Annotated in this window: 13 protein-coding genes; 11 read left to right on the top strand and 2 right to left on the bottom strand. The window is 54.5% G+C overall.

Features of this window, described 5'->3' with window-relative positions:
• The first annotated feature begins 149 nt into the window (after positions 1 to 149).
• The 10 genes from OGV77_RS23870 to iolB all read left to right on the top strand — a co-directional run bounded on the left by OGV77_RS23870 (position 150) and on the right by iolB (position 13331).
• Positions 150 to 1655 carry a CoA-acylating methylmalonate-semialdehyde dehydrogenase gene (locus OGV77_RS23870; protein ID WP_087050862.1) on the top strand — a complete coding sequence of 502 codons (1506 nt, stop codon included), beginning with the start codon at positions 150 to 152 and terminating at the stop codon, positions 1653 to 1655.
• An 11-nt stretch (positions 1656 to 1666) separates the two neighbouring features.
• Complete coding sequence (gene iolD / locus OGV77_RS23875) at positions 1667 to 3592, top strand: 3D-(3,5/4)-trihydroxycyclohexane-1,2-dione acylhydrolase (decyclizing) (protein WP_087050863.1); 1926 nt, start codon at positions 1667 to 1669, stop codon at positions 3590 to 3592.
• A 344-nt stretch (positions 3593 to 3936) separates the two neighbouring features.
• Entirely contained in the window at positions 3937 to 4923 is a 987-nt protein-coding gene (iolG, locus tag OGV77_RS23880; protein WP_075145772.1) for an inositol 2-dehydrogenase, read from the top strand.
• A gap of 38 nt (positions 4924 to 4961) precedes the next feature.
• Positions 4962 to 5891 carry a sugar ABC transporter substrate-binding protein gene (locus OGV77_RS23885; protein WP_043017254.1) on the top strand — a complete coding sequence of 310 codons (930 nt, stop codon included), beginning with the start codon at positions 4962 to 4964 and terminating at the stop codon, positions 5889 to 5891.
• Between the two features lie 60 nt (positions 5892 to 5951).
• Entirely contained in the window at positions 5952 to 7499 is a 1548-nt protein-coding gene (locus OGV77_RS23890) for a sugar ABC transporter ATP-binding protein (protein WP_087050864.1), read from the top strand.
• 11 nt (positions 7500 to 7510) lie between these two features.
• Entirely contained in the window at positions 7511 to 8539 is a 1029-nt protein-coding gene (locus OGV77_RS23895) for an ABC transporter permease (RefSeq protein ID WP_003826102.1), read from the top strand.
• 8 nt (positions 8540 to 8547) lie between these two features.
• The gene (locus tag OGV77_RS23900) at positions 8548 to 9681 is read left to right on the top strand and encodes a Gfo/Idh/MocA family protein (protein WP_047409368.1); all 1134 of its coding nucleotides are present in this window, start codon (positions 8548 to 8550) and stop codon (positions 9679 to 9681) included.
• 12 nt (positions 9682 to 9693) lie between these two features.
• Positions 9694 to 11598, top strand: a complete 1905-nt coding sequence (locus tag OGV77_RS23905) for a bifunctional 5-dehydro-2-deoxygluconokinase/5-dehydro-2-deoxyphosphogluconate aldolase (protein WP_043017251.1) — start codon at positions 9694 to 9696, stop codon at positions 11596 to 11598.
• Positions 11599 to 11612: 14 nt separating this feature from the next.
• Complete coding sequence (gene iolE / locus OGV77_RS23910) at positions 11613 to 12503, top strand: myo-inosose-2 dehydratase (RefSeq protein WP_043017250.1); 891 nt, start codon at positions 11613 to 11615, stop codon at positions 12501 to 12503.
• A 9-nt stretch (positions 12504 to 12512) separates the two neighbouring features.
• Entirely contained in the window at positions 12513 to 13331 is an 819-nt protein-coding gene (gene iolB, locus OGV77_RS23915; RefSeq protein ID WP_043017249.1) for a 5-deoxy-glucuronate isomerase, read from the top strand.
• A 129-nt stretch (positions 13332 to 13460) separates the two neighbouring features.
• Here iolB and OGV77_RS23920 read toward each other — a convergent pair whose 3' ends face one another.
• Complete coding sequence (locus OGV77_RS23920; RefSeq protein WP_043017248.1) at positions 13461 to 13973, bottom strand: hypothetical protein; 513 nt, start codon at positions 13971 to 13973, stop codon at positions 13461 to 13463.
• Positions 13963 to 14733, bottom strand: a complete 771-nt coding sequence (locus OGV77_RS23925; RefSeq protein WP_043017247.1) for a winged helix-turn-helix domain-containing protein — start codon at positions 14731 to 14733, stop codon at positions 13963 to 13965. The genes OGV77_RS23920 and OGV77_RS23925 overlap by 11 nt, the downstream gene beginning before the upstream one ends.
• A gap of 974 nt (positions 14734 to 15707) precedes the next feature.
• Between OGV77_RS23925 and OGV77_RS23930 the strand changes: the two genes are divergently transcribed.
• On the top strand, positions 15708 to 21304 hold a 5597-nt coding region (locus OGV77_RS23930; protein WP_502873707.1), incomplete at its 3' end, for an ESPR-type extended signal peptide-containing protein.

Here is a 21304-nt window from a genome sequence, read left to right on the forward strand (position 1 = left end):
GATTCCGCTTGTTAACATAAAAATCCATCCTTGATCACATTAATCATTATTTATTTTATTTCAACTTAAAATGGAATGTTTGTTTCATATATAGTACACAGATAACGGCGTTCAGGTAACAATCACGTATCAACAGCGAGAGGTTAAGGATGGAGACAGTAGCGAATTTTATTCATGGCGAATGTGTCACCGGTTCAGGCCAGCGCGTTCAGGCGATCTTCAACCCGGCCACCGGTGAGCAGATCCGCCAGGTGGTGATGAGTTCGACACGGGAAACCGAACAGGCCATCGCGGCAGCGCACGACGCATTCCCCGGTTGGGCGCGGCATTCTCCGCTAAAACGTGCGCGAGTGATGTTCCGCTTTAAGGCGCTGCTGGAACAGAACATGGAAAGATTGGCTCGCATCATCAGCGAAGAGCACGGCAAGGTGTTCTCTGACGCTGTCGGTGAACTGACGCGCGGCCTGGAAGTGGTGGAGTTTGCCTGTGGCATCCCGCATCTGCAAAAGGGCGAACACTCCGCCAACGTAGGTACCGGCGTCGATAGCCACTCTCTGATGCAACCGCTTGGGGTTTGCGTCGGGATCACGCCGTTTAACTTTCCGGCGATGGTGCCGATGTGGATGTTCCCCATCGCGCTGGCAACCGGAAATTCCTTCGTGCTGAAACCCTCCGAAAAAGACCCTTCTCTCGCGCTGGCGCTGGCGAAACTGCTGCAAGAGGCGGGATTACCGGACGGCGTGTTCAACGTGGTACAGGGAGATAAAGAGTCCGTTGACGTGCTGCTTACTGACCCGCGCGTGCAGGCCGTAAGCTTCGTCGGCTCAACGCCGATTGCGGAATATATTTATCAGACGGCCTCGGCTCACGGTAAGCGTTGCCAGGCGTTGGGTGGCGCTAAAAATCACTGTATTTTAATGCCGGATGCTGACATGGATATGGCAACCAACGCCATTATGGGCGCCGCTTACGGCGCGGCGGGTGAACGCTGCATGGCGCTTTCGGTTGTGCTGGCGGTGGGGGATAAAACCGCGGATGAGCTGTGCTCGCGACTGGAAAAACAGATTGCGGCGCTGCGCGTCGGACCGGGGCTTGATCAGACGCCGGAAAACGAAATGGGGCCGCTTATCTCCTCGGCGCACCGTAATAAAGTACTCGGATACATCGACAGCGGGGAATCACAGGGGGCCAGCCTGCGTGTGGATGGTCGGCGTTTTAGCGTTAAAGGCCATGAGCAGGGCTATTTTGTCGGGCCAACCCTGTTTGATAACGTCACGCCGGAAATGACCATCTATAAGGAAGAGATTTTCGGGCCGGTACTTTCTGTGGTGCGTGTAGCCGATTACAACAGCGCGGTGGAACTGATTAACCGCCATGAATATGGTAACGGCACGGCGATTTTCACGCGCGACGGCGGCTGCGCGCGTCGCTTCTGCGAAGAGGTGCAGGCGGGCATGGTGGGCGTAAACGTGCCTATTCCGGTGCCGATGGCGTTCCACAGCTTCGGCGGCTGGAAGCGTTCGATTTTTGGAGCGCTCAACGTGCATGGTAACGATGGCGTGCGCTTCTACACCCGCATGAAGACCGTCACCGCACGCTGGCCGGAGATGCTGCAAGACACAGGGGCCGCGTTCTCCATGCCAACGCTGGGCTGACAGGAGGGGTTATGCAAACCGAACGTATGACCATGGCTCAGGCGCTGGTCAAATTCCTTAATCAACAATATGTCTGTGTCGATGGTCATGAAACGCCCTTTGTTGAGGGCGTTGCCACCATCTTTGGTCACGGTAATGTGCTCGGTATCGGCCAGGCGCTGGAGCAGGAACCCGGTCATCTGCAGGTAATGCAGGGATGTAATGAGCAGGGAATTGCGCACATGGCGACCGGGTTCGCTAAACAGCATCGACGCCAGCGTATTTTTGCCGTGACGTCGTCGGTTGGACCGGGGGCGGCGAATATGGTGACCGCCGCGGCGACCGCGACGGCGAACCGTATTCCGCTGTTGCTGTTGCCAGGCGATGTCTACGCCAGCCGTCAGCCGGACCCGGTATTGCAGCAAATTGAGCAATTCCATGAGCTTGGCATTAGCACCAACGACTGCTTCAGACCGGTCTCGCGTTATTGGGATCGGATTAATCGCCCGGAGCAGTTAATGAGCGCGATGCTGAACGCGATGCGAACGCTCACTGACCCCGCAGACACTGGCGCAGTTACCCTCTGCCTGCCGCAGGATGTGCAGGGAGAAGCCTGGGACTATCCGCTGAGTTTCTTTGCGCGCCGCGTCCATCTGATCGAACGTCGCCCGCCCGACCCGCAGCGTCTGGCGATGGCGCGGGCGCTGATTGCCCGCAAACGCCGCCCGCTGGTGGTGTGCGGTGGCGGGGTACGATATTCCGGCGCGCATGAGGCGTTGCGTGCGTTTGTTGAAACGCTGCAACTACCGTTTGCTGAAACTCAGGCTGGAAAGGGGGCGCTGGTTAGTGACCACCCACTTAACCTCGGAGGCATTGGGGTAACCGGCGGGATGGCCGCCAACCAGCTTGCAACCCAGGCCGATCTGGTGATCGGCATCGGCACGCGACTCACCGACTTTACCACCGGTTCGAAAGCGCTGTTTTCCCATCCTGAGGTTGAGTTCCTGCTGCTGAACGTGGCGGAGTTTGACGCACTGAAGCTTGATGCCACCGCGCTTATCGCCGACGCCCGTACCGGGCTTACGGCATTAACTGAAACGCTGCAAGACTACCGCAGCGATTGGGGGGGCGAGATCGCACAGGCGCAGGCGGCCTGGCGTGATGAGTGCCAACGTTTATGGGATCGCGACTGGCATCCTGACGATGTTCCCGAAGTGGCAGGGCATCTTGACGCCCAACTGGCGGAATATGGCGACACGCTCAACACGCGGTTGACCCAGACGCGGGTGCTGGGGCTTATCAATCAGCACATCGAAGATAACGCGATTGTCGTGGGCGCCGCCGGATCGCTGCCTGGCGATTTACAACGCATCTGGCAGGTCAAAACCCCGGACAGCTATCACCTGGAATACGGTTATTCCTGCATGGGCTATGAGATTGCGGCCGCTATTGGGGCCAGGCTGGCGAAGCCGCAGCAGCCGGTGTATGCCATGGTGGGGGATGGCTCATACATGATGCTGCATTCCGAACTACAAACTGCCGTTCAGGAAGGGATAAAAGTCACTATCCTGCTGTTTGATAACGCCAGCTTCGGGTGCATTAACAATCTGCAGATGGGGCACGGGATGGGGAGTTTCGGCACGGAAAACCGTCACCGCAACCCGCAAACCGGGAGGCTGGATGGGCCGCTGGTGAAAGTTGATTTTGCCCAGAATGCCGAGAGCTACGGCTGTCGTGCCTGGCGGGTGCATGATGAAAAAAGCCTGCTGGCGGCGCTGGAAGCCTCTCGTGCGCATCCTGGCCCGACGCTGCTGGATATTAAAGTCCTGCCGAAAACCATGACCCACGATTACGCCGCCTGGTGGCGAACCGGTGATGCGCAGGTGGCTGATTCACCGTCGGTGCGCAAAGCCGCTGAGCAGACGTTTGAACAGGTGAAAAACGCTCGTCAGTACTGACGCTGGGTAATGCCGGATGTCGCTGCGCTTATCCGGCCTACAACTACTTCTAACCTGTAGGCCGGATAAGGCGTTCGCGCCGTCATCCGGCAACCTGCAACAACGAAATTTTCATTTCATTTTTCCTGCCCCTTCATCCTTCGCCTCCTTCCTGAACGGAAGGGGGCTAATTCCTTCATCTTTCCTGTCTTTATGTTGTGATATTGATAACAAATTTTATCTCGTTCATCTCAAAAGTGTTAACTTGCACTCAAAAACATAATTTTCACTATTTATAAAAATGAAATAAATGTTTTATTTAAGGGGTCGTTAGTTCATCGCATTCACCAACACCGGGAGCCGTTATGTTTAACATTGCTTTACTGGGCGCTGGCCGAATTGGCCAGGTACATGCAGCTAACATTGCCAGTCACAGTGCCACCACCCTCTGGTCCGTCGTCGACCCGAATCAGGAATTTGCCACCCGTCTTGCCACTCAGTACCAGGCTCGTCTGCAAAGCCTGGATGAGGCGATGGCGGATCCTAATGTTCACGCCGTGCTGATCGCCTCCGCGACCGATACCCATGCGGATCTGATTGAACTGGCCGCTCGTCATGGCAAAGCCATCTTCTGTGAAAAGCCGGTCCACCTGGATCTGGCCCGCGTACGCGACTGTCTGAAAGTGGTCAAAGAGTACGACGTACCGTTGTTCATCGGCTTCAACCGCCGCTTCGATCCACAGTTCCGCCGTGTGAAAACGGATGCACTGGCCGGGCGTATCGGTAAGCCGGAATCGCTGCTGATAATCTCCCGCGATCCGTCGCCGCCGCCTGCGGAATATGTGCGCGTGTCCGGCGGTATGTTTCGCGATATGACCATCCACGATTTTGATATGGCGCGCTTTATCATGGGCGAAGAGCCGGTTTCTGTGTATGCCCAGGGCAGTAACCTGGTCGATCCGGCGATTGGCGAGGCGGGCGATATCGACACCGCGTTCATCGTACTGAAATATGCCTCCGGCGCGATGGCGACCATCGTCAACAGCCGCCGCTCCTCCTACGGCTACGACCAGCGCCTTGAGCTACACGGCTCTGAAGGGCTGCTGTGCGCGGGCAATATTCTCGAAAACCAGGTGCAACACTACGCGAAGACAGGCTGCACCAGCGCGTTACCTGAACACTTCTTCTTGCAGCGTTATAAATCGGCCTATGCCGCGGAATGGGAACACTTTGTTGCGGTTCTGCGCGGCGAAGCAGTCCCTGATTGCAGCGGGGACGATGGTGAGCGTGCGCTGTATCTGGCGGATAAAGCGCTGGAGTCACTGCATAGCCAACGTGAAGTTCTCCTCTGATTGTCACCACAACCTACCCTACACAGAGAGACATAATAATGAAAAAACTGATCTTAGCTGTCCTCATCGCCATGACATCCGGGGCAGCCATTGCTGAAAATGAGCAAATTGTTTTCAGTACGCCAAACCTGGCGATGCCATTTGAAGTTCACATGCAGCGTACGGCGGTGAAAGCCGCAAAAGAGATGGGCGTGAATTTACAGGTCCTGGACGGGCAAGGTAGCTCGCCAAAACAGGTCGCTGACCTGGAAAACGCCATCACCCGTGGCGCACAGGGTTTTATCGTTTCGCCGAACGATGTCAACGCGGTGTCCAGTGCGGTAGATGAAATTCAGGATGCGAAACTGCCCGTTGTTACCCTCGACCGCTCCGTTGACAGCCAGAAAAAAGTGCCGCACTTCGGCGCGAACAACTACAAAGGCGGCCAGGCGATTGGCGACTTTGTCAAAACCAAATTCCCTGACGGGGCGGACATCATTCTGCTGACCGGCCAGCCGGGCTCCTCCTCCAACATTGAACGTACTAAAGGCATTCGCGACAGCCTGAAGGCGGGCGGTGAAAAGTACAAGATTGTCGCCGATCAGACCGGAAACTGGATGCGTTCTGAAGGGATGCGCATTGTCGAAAGCGTGCTGCCTTCGCTGCCGAAACGTCCGCAGGTGATCCTCTCAGCTAACGACGATATGGCGCTGGGCGCGATTGAAGCATTGCAAGGACAAGGGCTGAAACCGGGTGAGGTTCTGGTTACGGGCTTCGATGCCGTGCCGGAAGCGCTGGCGCGCGTGCGCGAGGGCTGGCTGGCGGTGACGGCGGATCAGCGTCCGGGATTTGCGGTGAAAACGGCCATGACCCAGTTGGTGAATAACGTACGGGAGAAGACCGCGATAACCGGGGCTGACTATCCGCCAACGCTTATCACCAAAGAGAACCTGCAGCAGGCCGAGCGTATTAGTGAGGCCGGTAACTGATTCAGTGTATTTTCGCAGCCGCCGCGTAAGTGGCGGCTCACTATGAGGAGGAGCAGACCGATGTCGCAACCCTTACTGAAAGTGACTGACCTGGCGAAAAGCTTTTCCGGCGTCTGGGCGCTGAGCAGCGCGCAACTGACCGTCGGAGCAGGCGAAATTCATGCGCTGTTAGGTGAGAACGGCGCCGGAAAATCGACTCTGCTGAAAGCGCTGGCGGGTGCGCAGCCGCAAACGCGCGGGGATATCTGGTTTAACGGCGAAACGTTGCCGGTAGAGGACTCTCCGGTAGAGCGGCAGAACAAGGGCATTATCACTATTTATCAGGAATTTAATCTGCTGCCGAATATGACCGTCGCCGAGAATATGTTTCTCGGGCGTGAACCGCGCAAACGCAATCTGATTGTTGACGAAAAGGCGGTGAATCAGGAGGCGCAGGTAATTCTGGATTATCTGCAACTGAACGTTGCGCCAACCACGGCCGTGGCCCGACTGAGCGTGGCGCAGCAGCAAATGGTGGAAATTGCGCGGGCGCTGACGTTGAACGCAAAGCTGATCATCATGGATGAACCTTCCGCCGCGTTGAGCGACAGCGAAGTAGAAAGTCTGCACCGGGTGGTGCGGGAACTTAAAGGGCGTGGCGTGAGCATTATCTATGTGACCCATCGCCTGCATGAAGTGTTTCAACTCTGCGACCAGTTCACCGTTTTCCAGGATGGGCGTTTTACCGGAAACGGCGCAGTTGCGCAGACCACCGTTGAACAGCTGATCCGCCTGATGGTTGGGCGCGATGTGGCCTTTAATCGCCGCCCGGCCAGCGAAACTCATCATGAAAATAAACCTGTGCGTCTGGCGGTGAAGGGGCTTAGCCGTGAAAAGCCGCCGCTGGATCCGCATGGTATCGCACTCCATGACATTAGCTTCCATGTTCATGCCGGAGAAGTGTTAGGCATCGCCGGGCTGGTTGGCGCCGGGCGTACCGAAGTGGCCCGCTGCCTGTTTGGCGCCGATGGTTTTACTTCCGGCAGCTTTGAACTTGATGGCGTGCCCTATCAGCCGCGCGATCCGCTGTTTGCGCTGGATCAGGGGCTGGCGCTGGTACCTGAAGATCGTAAAAAAGAGGGCGCGGTGCTTGGGCTGTCGATCCGTGACAACCTGTCGCTCTCCAGCCTCTCGTCACTGCTGCACTGGCGCTGGTTTGTGAACACCCGTAAAGAGGATGCCCTGATCGAATCTTACCGCCAGGCGCTACAAATCAAAATGGTCAACAGCGCGCAGGAGGTACGCAAACTCTCCGGCGGAAACCAGCAAAAAGTGATCCTCGCGCGCTGCATGGCGCTTAATCCTCGGGTGTTGATCGTGGATGAACCGACGCGCGGCATCGATGTTGGCACCAAATCAGAAGTCCATCAGGTGCTGTTTGATATGGCGAAAAAGGGCGTGGCGGTGATCGTGATCTCCTCCGATCTGCCGGAAGTCATGGCGGTTTCCGATCGGATCATCACGCTGAGTGAGGGCCGGGTGACTGGCGAGATCCACGGTGACGACGCCAATGAAGAGCGGCTAATGACGATGATGGCCATCAACCACAACGCCCTGAATGCGGCATAACGGAGTGATTCATGACGCAGATTATTTCTAAAACGCAGGTTCCTGCCAAACGCGGCGGACGTCTTGATCCCATTGCCTTTTTTGAGCGCTTTGGGGTACTGATTTTCATGATCCTGCTGCTGATTTTCTTTCAGTTGCAGAACAGCAACTTTCTTTCTGAACGCAATATTTTCAACATCCTGACCGAAGTCTCCATCTACGGGATCATGGCTGTGGGGATGACGTTTGTCATTCTGACCGCTGGGATCGATCTGTCGGTGGGTTCCATCCTGGCGGTCTGTGCTATGACCGCCGCGTATGTGATTAAGGGCGACAACTTCACTACCGTTGACCCGAATGCCTGGGGCGGCATGAGCTGGCTGATTGGCCTTGGGATCTGTATGGCTATGGGGACCGCGATTGGTTTCCTGCATGGCCTCGGTGTGACCCGCCTGCGTCTGCCGCCGTTTATCGTCACCCTCGGTGGGATGACTATCTGGCGCGGCCTGACGCTGGTGATTAACGACGGCGCGCCGATTGCCGGTTTTGACGCGGGCTACCGCTGGTGGGGGCGAGGCGAACTGCTCGGTATCTCTATTCCAATCTGGATATTCGCGTTGGTGGCCGTAGGCGGTTATCTGGCGCTGCATAAAACCCGCTGGGGGCGCTTCGTGTACGCCATCGGCGGCAACCCGGAGGCGGCGCGTCTGGCAGGGGTCAACGTGAAGCGCGTGCTGGTGAGCGTCTACGTGTTAATTGGCTGTCTGGCTGGGCTGGCGGGCTTCATTCTCAGCGCGCGGTTGGGCAGTGCGGAAGCAGTGGCCGGGATCTCGTTCGAGCTGCGCGTCATCGCTTCGGTAGTCATTGGCGGCACCTCGCTGATGGGCGGCTACGGGCGTATCGGCGGCACCATTATCGGCTCGATCATCATGGGCATCCTGATTAACGGTCTGGTGCTGATGAACGTCTCGGCTTACTACCAACAAATTATTACCGGCTTAATTATCGTTCTGGCGGTGGCGTTCGATACCTACGCCAAGAGCCGTCGCGGCGCACTGTGAGGATCATGATGAAAGAGGTTCGTATTGGATTGATTGGCACCGGGTATATCGGCAAGGCGCATGCCATCGCCTATGCCCAGGCCCCGACGGTGTTTAACCTGCGCGGCAAATTGGTGCGTGAAATGGTGGCGGAAGTCTCGCCGGAGCTGGCGGCCGAGCGGGCGCAGGCGTTTGGCTTCAATCGCTCAACCGGAGACTGGCGTGCGCTGGTGGCCGACCCGGCAATTGATGTCGTTGATATCTGCTCACCCAACCATCTGCATAAAGAGATGGCGCTGGAAGCGATTCGCCATGGCAAGCATGTGTACTCAGAAAAGCCGCTGGCGCTGAACGCCCACGACGCACGTGAAATGGTTGAGGCCGCAAAACGGGCGGGGGTGAAAACGCTGGTGGGATTCAACTACATGAAGAACCCAACGGCGCAACTGGCGAAAGAGATTATTGCGCGCGGTGAGATTGGCGAGGTGATCCATTTCTACGGCACCCACAACGAAGACTACATGGCCGATCCCCTTGCGCCGATCCACTGGCACTGTTTTAAAGAGACCGCCGGACTTGGGGCGCTTGGCGATCTGGCGGCGCATATCGTCAATATGGCGCAGTACCTGGTGGGGGATATTCAGCAGGTCTGCGGCGACCTGAAGATTGTGGTGCCACAGCGTCCAGCGCAGGTTGGTTCCTCGCAAATGGTGACGGTAGAAAACGAAGATCAGGCTCACGCAATGGTGCGCTTCGCGGGCGGCGCGCAAGGGGTGATTGAAACCTCCCGCGTGGCTTGTGGCCGCAAGATGGGGTTGTCGTATGTGATTACCGGGACCAAAGGGACTATCAGTTTTACCCAGGAGCGTATGGCCGAGCTGAAGCTCTATCTGCATGACGATCCGGTCAACCGCCAGGGATTTCGTACTTTGCTGGTTGGCCCGGCACACCCGGACTACGGCGCATTTTGCATGGGGGCCGGGCATGGTATCGGTTTTAACGACCAGAAAACCGTGGAAGTACGTGACCTGGTGGACGGTATTGCCGCCGATGCGCCGCTGTGGCCGGACTTTGAAGAGGGCTGGAAGGTGTCGCGCGTGCTCGACGCTATCGCACTCTCGCACCAGGAAGGCCGCTGGCTGAACGTGAACGACATTGTCTGAAGAGGTATCAACGTGGAAAAGCAGTTTGATGTGATATGCATGGGCCGCGTGGCGGTTGACCTCTACAGTCAGCAAATTGGCGCGCGCCTGGAAGATGTGTCGAGCTTTGCCAAATATCTTGGCGGCTCGTCCGGCAATGTGGCTTACGGCACGGCACGCCAGGGATTGCGCTCCTCAATGCTGGCGCGGGTTGGCGACGAACATATGGGGCGTTTCCTGCGTGAAGAATTAAGCCAGGTAGGCTGCGATACCAGCCATCTGATCACCGATAAAGACCGCCTGACGGCGTTGGTACTACTCGGCATTAAAGACCGGGACACCTTCCCACTGATTTTTTACCGTGATAACTGCGCGGATATGGCGATTACCGCCAGCGATGTTGATGAACAGTACATCGCTTCTGCTCGTTGTCTTGCCATCACCGGGACGCATCTCTCTCATCCACAAACCCGCGAGGCGGTGTTGACGGCGCTCGCTTACGCCCGGCGTCACGGCGTGCGTACGGCGCTGGATATCGACTATCGCCCGGTGCTGTGGGGACTTACTTCCTTAGGCGACGGCGAAACACGTTTTATCGCCGCCGATCAGGTCACTCGCCAGTTACAGGAGGTGTTGCATCTTTTTGATGTGATTGTCGGCACTGAAGAGGAGTTTCATATCGCGGGCGGCAGTACCGATACGTTGCAGGCGCTGGCGCAGGTTCGCGGCGTGAGTCACGCGACGCTGGTCTGCAAGCGCGGTGCGCTCGGCTGCTCGGTGTATACCGACGCGATCCCGCCCCGACTTGACGATGGCCTGACGGTGACAGGCGTGCGCGTGGAGGTGCTGAACGTGCTGGGGGCGGGGGATGCGTTTATGTCCGGTCTGCTGCGCGGCTATCTCAACGATGAGGGATGGGAGCAGGCATGCCGCTATGCCAACGCCTGCGGTGCGCTGGTGGTGTCGCGTCACGGCTGTGCGCCGGCGATGCCGAGCAAAGTTGAGCTTGATGATTATCTTTCTCGCGCTGCAGAGGTTCCACGTCCGGATCTCGATCCGCATCTTAATCATTTGCATCGCGTGACGACCCGTCGCCGCGCATGGCCGGAACTGTGCGTGATGGCCTTCGATCACCGCAGTCAGCTTGAAGAGATGGCGCTGCAGTGCGGCGCATCCCTGAAACGTATTCCGGCATTGAAACAGCTTATTTTGCAGGCCAGCCGTGAAGCGGCCAACAGCGCCGGGCTGGAGGGCAAGGCCGGGCTGCTGTGCGATGGTACGTTTGGTCAGGATGCGCTGAATTCGATAACCGGAGAGGGATGGTGGATCGGTCGCCCTATCGAACTGCCGGGATCGCGCCCGCTGGAGATGGAGCACGGCAATATAGGTTCGCAGCTCATCAGTTGGCCGCAGGAGCATGTGGTGAAGTGTCTGGTCTTTTTCCATCCGGAAGATGCCCACGCGCTGCGTCTGGAACAAGAACAGAAAATTACCGAAGTGTACCGCGCCTGCTGCCAGTCCGGGCATGAACTGCTGTTGGAGGTGATTTTGCCCGCCAGTATGCCGCGCAGTGATGAACTGTATTTGCGCGCCATTTCCCGCTTCTACAACTTAGGTGTTTACCCGGACTGGTGGAAACTCCCGCCGCTCACTTCTGCTGGCTGGAGCTCGCTGAGTGAAATTATCGCGCGACGCGACCCGCACTGCCGTGGAGTGGTGATCCTCGGGCTGGATGCTCCGGCTGAGCAACTGCGCGCTGATTTCAAAGCGGCTGCGGGCCACGGGGTGGTGAAAGGGTTTGCTGTGGGACGCACGCTGTTCGGCGACGCTTCCCGCGCGTGGTTGAAACACGATATTGACGATGCGCAGCTGGTGGCGCGCATTAAAGATAACTACCTGCAGCTTATCGCCTGGTGGCGCGAGCGCGGACAAGCATAATTCAGGAGAAGATGATGACGGTACAATTAGGTATTAATCCACTGACATGGACGAATGACGATCTTCCTTCACTGGGCGCTGAGACGTCGCTTGATACGTGTCTGAGCGAGGGCAAAGAGGCCGGATTTGCCGGTTTCGAACTGGGCAATAAATTCCCGCGCGAGGCGCGACTGCTTGGCCCCATTTTACAGCGTCACGACCTGCAACTGGTTTCCGGTTGGTACTCCGGACGTCTGCTGGAACGCAGCGTGGAGGAGGAGATTGCCGCCGTACAATCGCACCTGACGTTACTGCGCGAACTGGGCGCGAAGGTGCTGGTATTTGCCGAAGTCAGTGGCTGCATTCACGGCGAGCAGCAGACGCCGGTGCATCTGCGTCCGCGTTTCCCGCAGGCACGCTGGCAAGAATACGGTGAAAAACTCACCGAGTTTGCGCGCTACACCCAGCAGCAGGGAGTGCAAGTTGCTTATCACCATCATATGGGCACGGTGATTGAGTCTGCTGAGGATGTGGATAATCTGATGACGCATACCGGTGATGAGGTTGGGTTACTGCTCGACACCGGACATTTGACCTTCGCCGGGGCCGATCCGCTGGCGGTGGCGCGGCGCTGGGCATCGCGTATCAACCATGTTCACTGCAAAGACGTGCGCGCCGACGTGCTGGCGGATGTCAAAAATCGCAAAACCAGCTTCCTTGATGCGGTACTGAGCGGGGTCTTCACCGTGCCGGGCGACGGCTGCGTTGACTATCCGCCGATCATGGCCTTGCTGAAGGAGAATCGGTATCAGGGTTGGTTAGTCGTGGAGGCGGAGCAGGATCCGGCTATCGCGCACCCGCTGACGTATGCGCGTCTGGGTTATAACAACCTTAGCCGTCTGGCGCGTGATGCCGGGCTTATCTGAGGAGGTGACATGTCACGTTTATTATCACGCTGGCAGCAGCCGGACGCGCAAGGGTGTACGCAGTCGGTGACGCCTGAAGGCGCTGGCTGGGGATATGTCGGCTTTAGAGCGTATGAACTGGAGGAAGGGCAGCAGTTGACGTTGCCTGCTGTCAGCGAAGAACGCTGTCTGGTACTGGTCGCTGGACGCGCGACCATCACCACGTCGGGCGCAACCTTTACGGATATCGGCGAGCGGATGAGCCCGTTTGAACGCATCAAACCATGGGCGGTGTATGTCACTTCTGGCGAGGCAATACAGGTCCAGGCGGTGACCAGACTGGAGCTGGCAGTTTGTGCTGCACCAGGAAAAGGAACCTACCCGACGCGGCTGATTGCACCTAAGGATATCGATGGTGAAGCGCGCGGCAAAGGCCATAACCAGCGTTACGTGCATAACATCTTACCGGAAGATAAACCTGCTGATAGCTTGTTGGTGGTGGAGGTGTGGACCAATGAAGGCTGCACCAGTTCTTACCCAAGCCACAAGCATGACACCGATAATCCTCCTCACGAAACGTATCTGGAAGAGACCTACTACCATCGGCTCAACCCGCCGCAGGGATTTTGTATGCAGCGGGTATACACCGACGACAGGTCGCTCGATGAGTGTATGGCGGTCTACAACCGCGACGTGGTGATGGTGCCAAAAGGGTACCACCCGGTGGCAACCCTGGCGGGATATGACAGCTACTACCTTAATGTGATGGCGGGTCCGGTACGCAAATGGATGTTTACCTGGGAAGACGATCACGCGTGGATTAACAGCGATTATCCGGTTGAGAGATAGGATGAAAGCGTGTGGCGACAGTGAATCGCCACACGTGGAGTCAGGGCCCGTGCGTTGCCGTGGCGCTACTCTGGTTCAGCAGTAGGAACAGGGTAAGAGGGGAAGTCGATGCTGGATGGCGGCTCACTCCTACAATTTACTGACGCAGACGTTTGTGGGCGAAAAGGTATTGCCTAACAGATAGGCATTATTCATTTTATACATTTGCGCACGTTTTCCGGGCGTGAACGGATCGTAGATATTATGGGTAAACATCTCATCCGACACATTATCCAGACTGTGTTTACTCATTTTCATGTCTTCCAAAAACACAACGCCTTTGTCTCCTATGCGGTAATTAAAACTGACGGAGCGTTGCAGGATAAGCCGATGTCCTGGACGGTTGTCTGCTGGTGGCGTCGTGGTAATAATTCCAGAAAAATCAAGGACGCCGGTGTTATCTTTTTGCAACTGGAGCATCAGGCTACCGTCGTATTTCCCGCCCCCGGGTAGTTCGGGGAGTGAGAGTGTTGAAACGCAATGCACGCTTATCCCCTGATTAACTGTAATGAGCGCAATTCCATTCGCGCTCAACAAGGCGCTGACGGCGACCAGAACGGCGGCTCCTGCAAGTAATATCTTAGTTTTATATTTAGTATTCATGGATATAAAGGTCCTTGCATCCAGCAAACTTTGTTTTTTCTACATTATTGAAAGTGCAGCGGGATAAAAATACACGACCTTTTTCGCCGTAGACGTACAGATCGTCAGGCTGGAAAATAAACAATGCGCCAGCCAGACACTTCAGGTGTAAATCAGCCATTTTTTGTGCTTTTTCAAGCTTTGCGGTCGCTACTTCTCGCGAGCTTTCAAAAACGGTATAGACCGGACAGAGGTCGATATTGCCAAGTTTATACAGGTGTACATCGGGAAGATTGGTTTTAGCGCTGTTAAACAATGTGTTGACTGGGTAAAGAAGCATGATTAAGGAGATGCTCCCGGCAGCTAACAACATCATTTTTACGCGTTTAGACAGGGAAGGCGTGGCTTTCGGCGGTGCAAGGGAAGTCACGGTAACTGAAGGCGGTTCTTCAATGGTGGCTACCAGCCCTTCAGCGATGAAAAAGCCGACCCGCGGCACGGTTTGAATAATCTCATGTTCACAACCGAGTTCCTGTAATCCTTTACGAATCAAAGAAATATATTGGCTTAACGAATTATTTGAGGCCTGCAGACCATTTTTGTCCCAGACATTGGTAAACATCTCTTCTCTCGAGACCACTTTTCCTTCCTGCTCGAGGAGATAGGTGAAGATCCTGTTTGCTGTAATAGACAGGGTAAGGGCGTTATCCGACGGATTCAGACTGGCCAAAACGCCATCATCAGTTCTGAATGTAACTTCATTGTTAATTAGATATTTCATTTTTTCATCATTAACAGAGTATTACTTAATTATAAACCATAGTGGTATTTCTTCTTCACTACAGGAGCGCGGATGTTACAAGTCCGATGCAGGAGGCGGGGCGTTTCATTTTAGCATCGTAAAGGACACTCCTGGCATAAAAAACCATGAAATTACTCATTTTAAGTATAAATACCTGCTTCATTTTGATGAAATTATAAGAGCGCTACTATTTTCAGATAGACCACTATATTCATTCACCGGTTTGATAACTCCGTAATTCTGGGTCGCTAGTTGATTTACAAATTGTCGGTAGCTTAGTAGATGGCAATTTTTATAATGAGAAAACGATAAATTACTTAAGTAAAATAATCGAAAAATAGTATGGTATCAAGAGTCTTAAACAATAATTAGAAACGGGTTGAGATTTTTAACTTATTACGGTCAATTCCTGATGGTACAGATTTCCCGGAACTTGCTTATCGCGAAGTTGTGTTTTTTGATTGACTGTAACCCTCTTTCTCGCTTTCATATTTAACTAACTCCAATGAGTTACGTTTATCAAATAAATCTTACAATGAGATTGCTCTTATAAGTTGTTTGTTATTTCAGAACTGTGCTGATAAGTAATTTTTTTACGGGGCGCGAAATAAATTAATATGCGTTTTACTTAATTTGAAATGTTTGTTAGTTGTATCAGAGATGGATTTGTCACATTACATTGTTTATGCAATTCATTAACACTCATCTGTTCGTTTTTTCAGCTCCATCAAAAGTTAAACCTATAATCAAATTGAATCATGGATAAATCATCTATAAATTGCGAATTTATCAGTATAAATAGACTGTTGGTTGGTGCGGCCATATCATTCGTCACGTACAAGTTGCTCAATGTTTCAGCGGGAAAATCTCCAGAGAAGAGGTACCTGACCGCTGGGTAATTACGAGCATCCCATAATGCTATGTGACCACGAATTTTACCAGGAAGGGTAATCGTGGAATTATTCGGAATGGTAATGATGAACAAGATCTTTAAAGTGGTATGGAGTGTTTCGCACTCGTGCGCTGTTGTTGTTTCTGAACTGGCAAAGCGTTGCAGCGCTTCTATAGAAACCAATAGCTCAGGTAGTATTGAATCTAAAACGCATAAATTCAATATTTCAAAAATAGCGCTAAGCATAATCGGTGCCGTACTGGCTACGCATTCCATATATGCTTTTGCCGCCGACTACGTCTTGCCAGATTACTTACCATCGACTAACGCTAATGGCGCAGGGCAACTTGTTGTCGGTGACGGTGAAACTATGAATATTATCACCGGTACCAAAGGATATGGCAGCATTGCCTCAGGTGCATCGGGCTTTAAAACGATGACGATTCAACAGGCAATGGATAATGGGTATATTTCGTCAGGGAGTGAAAATATAAACCTGACGCAGACGACTTTAGGTGGCCGAACCCACAGCATTCAATATGTTGACCCCATCACCGGGGCTTCGCGTACACTCCAGGTGTATGACAGCAATAATTTTGCTGCAAATAGCGTTGGCGATCTGACGACTTATCTGGGGGTCGGCGTCGGTGATGGGCAGTATGTAAACATGAAGCTGGCGACGGTGACATCAGGCGGTACGCTGGATGTGAATGTCGGTTCAACGGGAAGCGACTGGGCATCAAACCCGGCAAATATCTTCAATGCTGTCACGAAGGTCTCTGGAGTTTATAACGTTGAGAGCAGCGCCAGCGATACAAAAGACGCGGTACTGAATTACAACGCCAAAACTATCGTGCAAAGCGGTAGCGTTGGCAATGTCGCGAACAATGCCGGTAAAGATTATAACTTTGACACCGCAACCTACAACGGCACCTTCTCCAGCTCGCTTGGCGAGTATACGGTCAATAATCTGGATGATTTAAAAAACTACAATGATGCTCTGGTGAAAGCCGTAGAGGCTGGCCAACTTTCGCCCGCGGACTACGAGGCTGAGCTGCATAAAGCCTACACTACAGAACAGAAAAACATTCACTTTGACACCAATATCCCGGACGGCGATGCGGTGTTGCAGGCTGCAAATCGTGATGTGAACAGCTTTATTAAAGCGTCCGGGGCGCGCTCTGTCGTCAATATTTCTGCTGATGCCAATATTCAGGCGGTGTTCAGTGATACTTCCGTGGTGACGCTAACCGACGGAGCCACGCTCAATAACAACGGTACGCTGGGGGCTGCAGCCGGCGCATCTGGTGGTGATTATGTCGTTTCCGCGCGTGATAGCATCGTAAATAACAACGGGATTATTGACGCGGGAACCAGTCGTGATGTGAAAAATGCGTGGGTTGGCGCTCATACCGGGATTCTCGCGACCGGAACGACGAAGGTACAGAGCGACGGCGTTATCAACCTCGCCTCGCACCAGGATATCTATAACGCTTATGGCGTGCTGATGAATGACACGGCAACCTTTATTAATAACGGGGTAATGAATATTGCCACCGGAGGCGAGCCTGCGAAATCTTCCGATAGCGTCTATACCTACGGCGTATTTGTGCAGCGTAATGCTGTTGCTACCAATAACGGCACGATTTACATCGGACGTACTGCGCAAGCGGTAAAAGATGAGGCGACCAGCGAGGTACAGGTCACTCTTCCGGCCATTGGTATGTATGTGAAGAGTGGGACCATCACTAACACCGGTAACATCACGATTGGCGAAAAAGTCGAGAATGCTGTTGCCATTCAGGCCAACGGTAGTACGTCTCCTGGCGCAATCAACGTTACCCAGGACGGCGTCATTGATATCAATGGCACCGGTTCTGCGCAAAATATTGGCTTGATGGGAATTAACGGTGCAAAAGGGCTGGTGAACAGCGGCACGATTAACCTCAATGGGTACAGTGCCAGCGGCATTGAGCTGCAGGGAGGGAGTCAGGCGCTGCATTCGGGCACGATAAATATCACCAATGGCAGCACAACGGACAATTCGTTAAAAAATATTGGCGCCTGGGTCGAAGGGGCCGGGTCTCAGCTTACGATGAGTGGGAGCGTGAACCTTGCCGCAGATAACGCCATTGGTCTGCACGTTCGTGACGGCGGTGTTATCGATATTACCAATACGGGCAATGTCTCATTTACCAGCGGCAAGAACCAAATTGGCTATTTTGTTTATGGTGCAGGTTCAAAAGTTAACGCTTCTTCTACTAATACGCAGGACGTCTCGACTGAAGGCTCAACGTTATATCGCATAGAGGGTGGCGCGACTTTTGATGGTAGCGGGTCGTCTGGTACGACAATGATGGCATCAGGCACAAACAGCACAATTCTGCAGGTGACCGGGGCGGGGAGCCATTTTGATTCCGGCTCGCAATCGCTGAGTATTACCGGGGACGGTGCGACCGGGATTAGGGTTGAAGGCGGAGCGGATGGGGTTATCACCAAAGACGCGGTGATCGTGAAACTTTCCGGTAAAGACACCACAGCCGGGATTGTTGATGGTAATTATTATGACTTGTCCGGGAATGTTGATGAGAGCCAGAAAGGCGACTCAACCCTGACCAGTTACGCCACGCTGAATACCAGCAATACGGCGGATGGCGCTTTCGGCTACATCGCTCGTAACGGCGGTACGCTCAACCATAAAGGTAAAATCGACTTTGATCAGGCGGGCAGCACAGGCGTGCTGGTTTCCGGCGGTACGTTGAATAACGACGGCGACATCAAGGTTAATGGCGTGGCGGTCAGCATTGAAGGCGCTGATTCCGTTGTGAACAACAATGCGACGGTTAGCGCGACGGATGGCACCGCAGCCTATCTCGTCGGCAATGATGCGTCATTAAGTTTGACGGGTTCGGGAGAAACCAAAGCATCAGGAGACGCGCACGGTATCTTGCTGGCCGCTGGCGCGCAAGGTCTGCTGGTCGATGGAGCCACTATCACCATGGACAGCACGGGTAAAGGCAGCTCCATTGAAAATGTCGCCAACATCGCGGGTATTCAGCTAAAAGATACAACCATCAGCGTGGGGAATGGTATCGGTATTCATACCGGGGCATCCCTGGCGCAGACCAACTCCGGAACGATTAACGTGACGGGGAGCGGTACGGGGATCTTGTTTGAAAATATCGACGGCAGCGAAACGAATCAAACGCTGGATATGTCTGACTCGCGCGCTCTGGTTATCAATGTTGAGCAGGCTGCGGGGAAAGGGATCGTCACCAATGCGTCAACTGACCTGAAAACGGGCGTCAGCGTTAACGTGCTCGACGCTAACGGTGGTGAAGCGTTGATTGTTGGTGGCACGACCAAAAATGTTGAACAGGCTGGTGAGCTGACGTCGAAATCGACCAGCCACGCGGTGGTGAATGTTGATAACGGTTCTCTGGAAACGTTTATCAATAAAGGCGTTATTAAAGCGCTGGATGCGTCGCAAAAAGCGGTAGAAATGCTCTCGGGGGCAGGCATCGCGTTTACTAACGCGGCGGGCGCCAGCATTGTTGGTCAGGTTAACCTGATGAGCGGTGATAACACCGTTATGCTGGAGTCTGGCAGTACCGCAACCGACATCCAGACGGGTAGTGGTAACGATCTGTACGTCCTGAAAGATGTCAAAGAGACAGAAACCTCGCTGTTTACCAGCCTCAATGGTGGTGACGGGGAGGATACACTTCAGCTGAATAATGCACAGTACATCCTCAATCGCGCCGATGCTATTACCGGCATGGAGCATATCGATCTCACCGCGGGTTCAGTATTTACCGTTAATAATGTTGATTATGCGTTGGGTGATAGCCAAAACGATGCGATCGGTACGGGTTACAATATTGATGCGACCAGCACCTTGACGCTGAATTCTGACGCTGCGCTGGCCTTTAACAGCCATCTGGCGGGAACGGGAACGGTCGCCGTTGATGCCAGCGGTAATGCGTTTGATTTTACCAGCAACAATGCGGCTGATGGATTCAAGGGGACGCTGACGCTGATGAACAGCACCTTTGAGCTGGCCGGATTAAATACCCAGGCGCTGAGCCAGGCAACATTAAATATCGGCGAGGGGAGCGTCACCCACGTAGGCTCCGGTGAGCAGAATATCGGCGGCGTGGCGTTTAACGGCGGCACCGTCAGCTTTGACGGTGTGACGCCGGGGCAGAGCAGTGCCGCAGGAACAATTCATGCTGGCGCGATGGATCTCTCCGGACGCGGAACCGTGCAGGTTGATACCGGCACGATTACCAACGATCGGCCGCTGGCTGATACCACGCTGTCACTTCTTGAACAGGACGATGCGCAGTCGCTGATCCAACTGGCGACATCAGATACTGCCGTCTCTGGCGGTGCGGGCAATCTGACGCTAACCGATAGCAATGGCAATATCATCAGCGATGGGGTTGAAGCCGGCATCAGCCAAAATGGCGAGATTGTTGCGAACGGAACCTATGATTATCGCCTTACCGGCGGGGAAAACGATGATGGACTGTATATTAGCTATGGTCTGACGCAGGTCGAACTGCTGGCCTCCGGAGACAATGCACTGGTCCTGGATGCGAACGGTAAAGCTGGTAATGCCGCAGATCTCAGCGCCCGCGTGACAGGCACTGGCGATCTGGCGTTTGACAGCGCCAGAGGGCAGACGGTATCGCTGTCGAATATGGATAACGATTACACCGGTATCACCGATGTACGCAGCGGCAACCTGCTGATGAAAAACGATAATGTTCTGGGACAGACCAGCGAACTGCGCCTGGCCGCTGATACCGGTTTTGACATGAACGGTTATAGCCAGACTGTCGGTAAGCTGACGGCGGCGGCTGACTCACTGCTGAACATCAATGGCGGTAGCCTGACCCTGCAGCAGGGTGGCACAGCTGATGGAATATTGACCGGAAGCGGCGCGCTGAACATCAATGGCGACACGCTGACCATCACCGGTGAAAACAGCACGCTGACGGCAAAAACGACCATTGCAGAAGGCGCGCGCGTGCTGATGAACACGACGCTGGGCCTTGGCACCGGCGATATTGTGGCGGCGGGGACGCTGACGATGAGCAAGGCCGCAGGCGCGCTTTACAACAGCATCAGCGATGCCGGACGGGTTGAAGTCAGCGAAAGCGATGTCGCGCTGGTGGGCAACAACAGCGCCTTTACGGGGCAATTTGCTGTGGATGCGGATTCCCGGCTCACCGCGTTCACAGCAGAAAATCTGGGCAGCGCAGAGGTGAGCAACAGCGGTTCACTGGTGCTGAACAGTAATACCGACTGGCAGCTTAATAACGAGGTTTATGGTAGCGGCGATGTGACCAAGCTGGGAGCCGGCTCCATTACCGTCGGCAATAACGCCGCCTGGACGGGCAAAACGGAGATTGAGCAGGGCGGCCTGGTACTGGGGGACGGTACATCTCCGGTCACGCTGGCCAGTAGCGAAGTCAACATTGCGGCTGCGGGGATGCTCTCGGGCACGGGGGGCGTTGCAGGTCATGTGAATAACGCCGGTGTGCTGCAGGTGGGAACCGGGACCGGCGACAACCTCCTGTTCACGGTGGGGGGCGACCTGGTTAACAGCGGTACCCTCGCAACCGGTGTGAATGGTCAGCAGGCCGGTAA

The organism is Citrobacter sp. Ce129 (assembly GCF_030334545.1).
GTDB lineage: Bacteria > Pseudomonadota > Gammaproteobacteria > Enterobacterales > Enterobacteriaceae > Citrobacter > Citrobacter europaeus.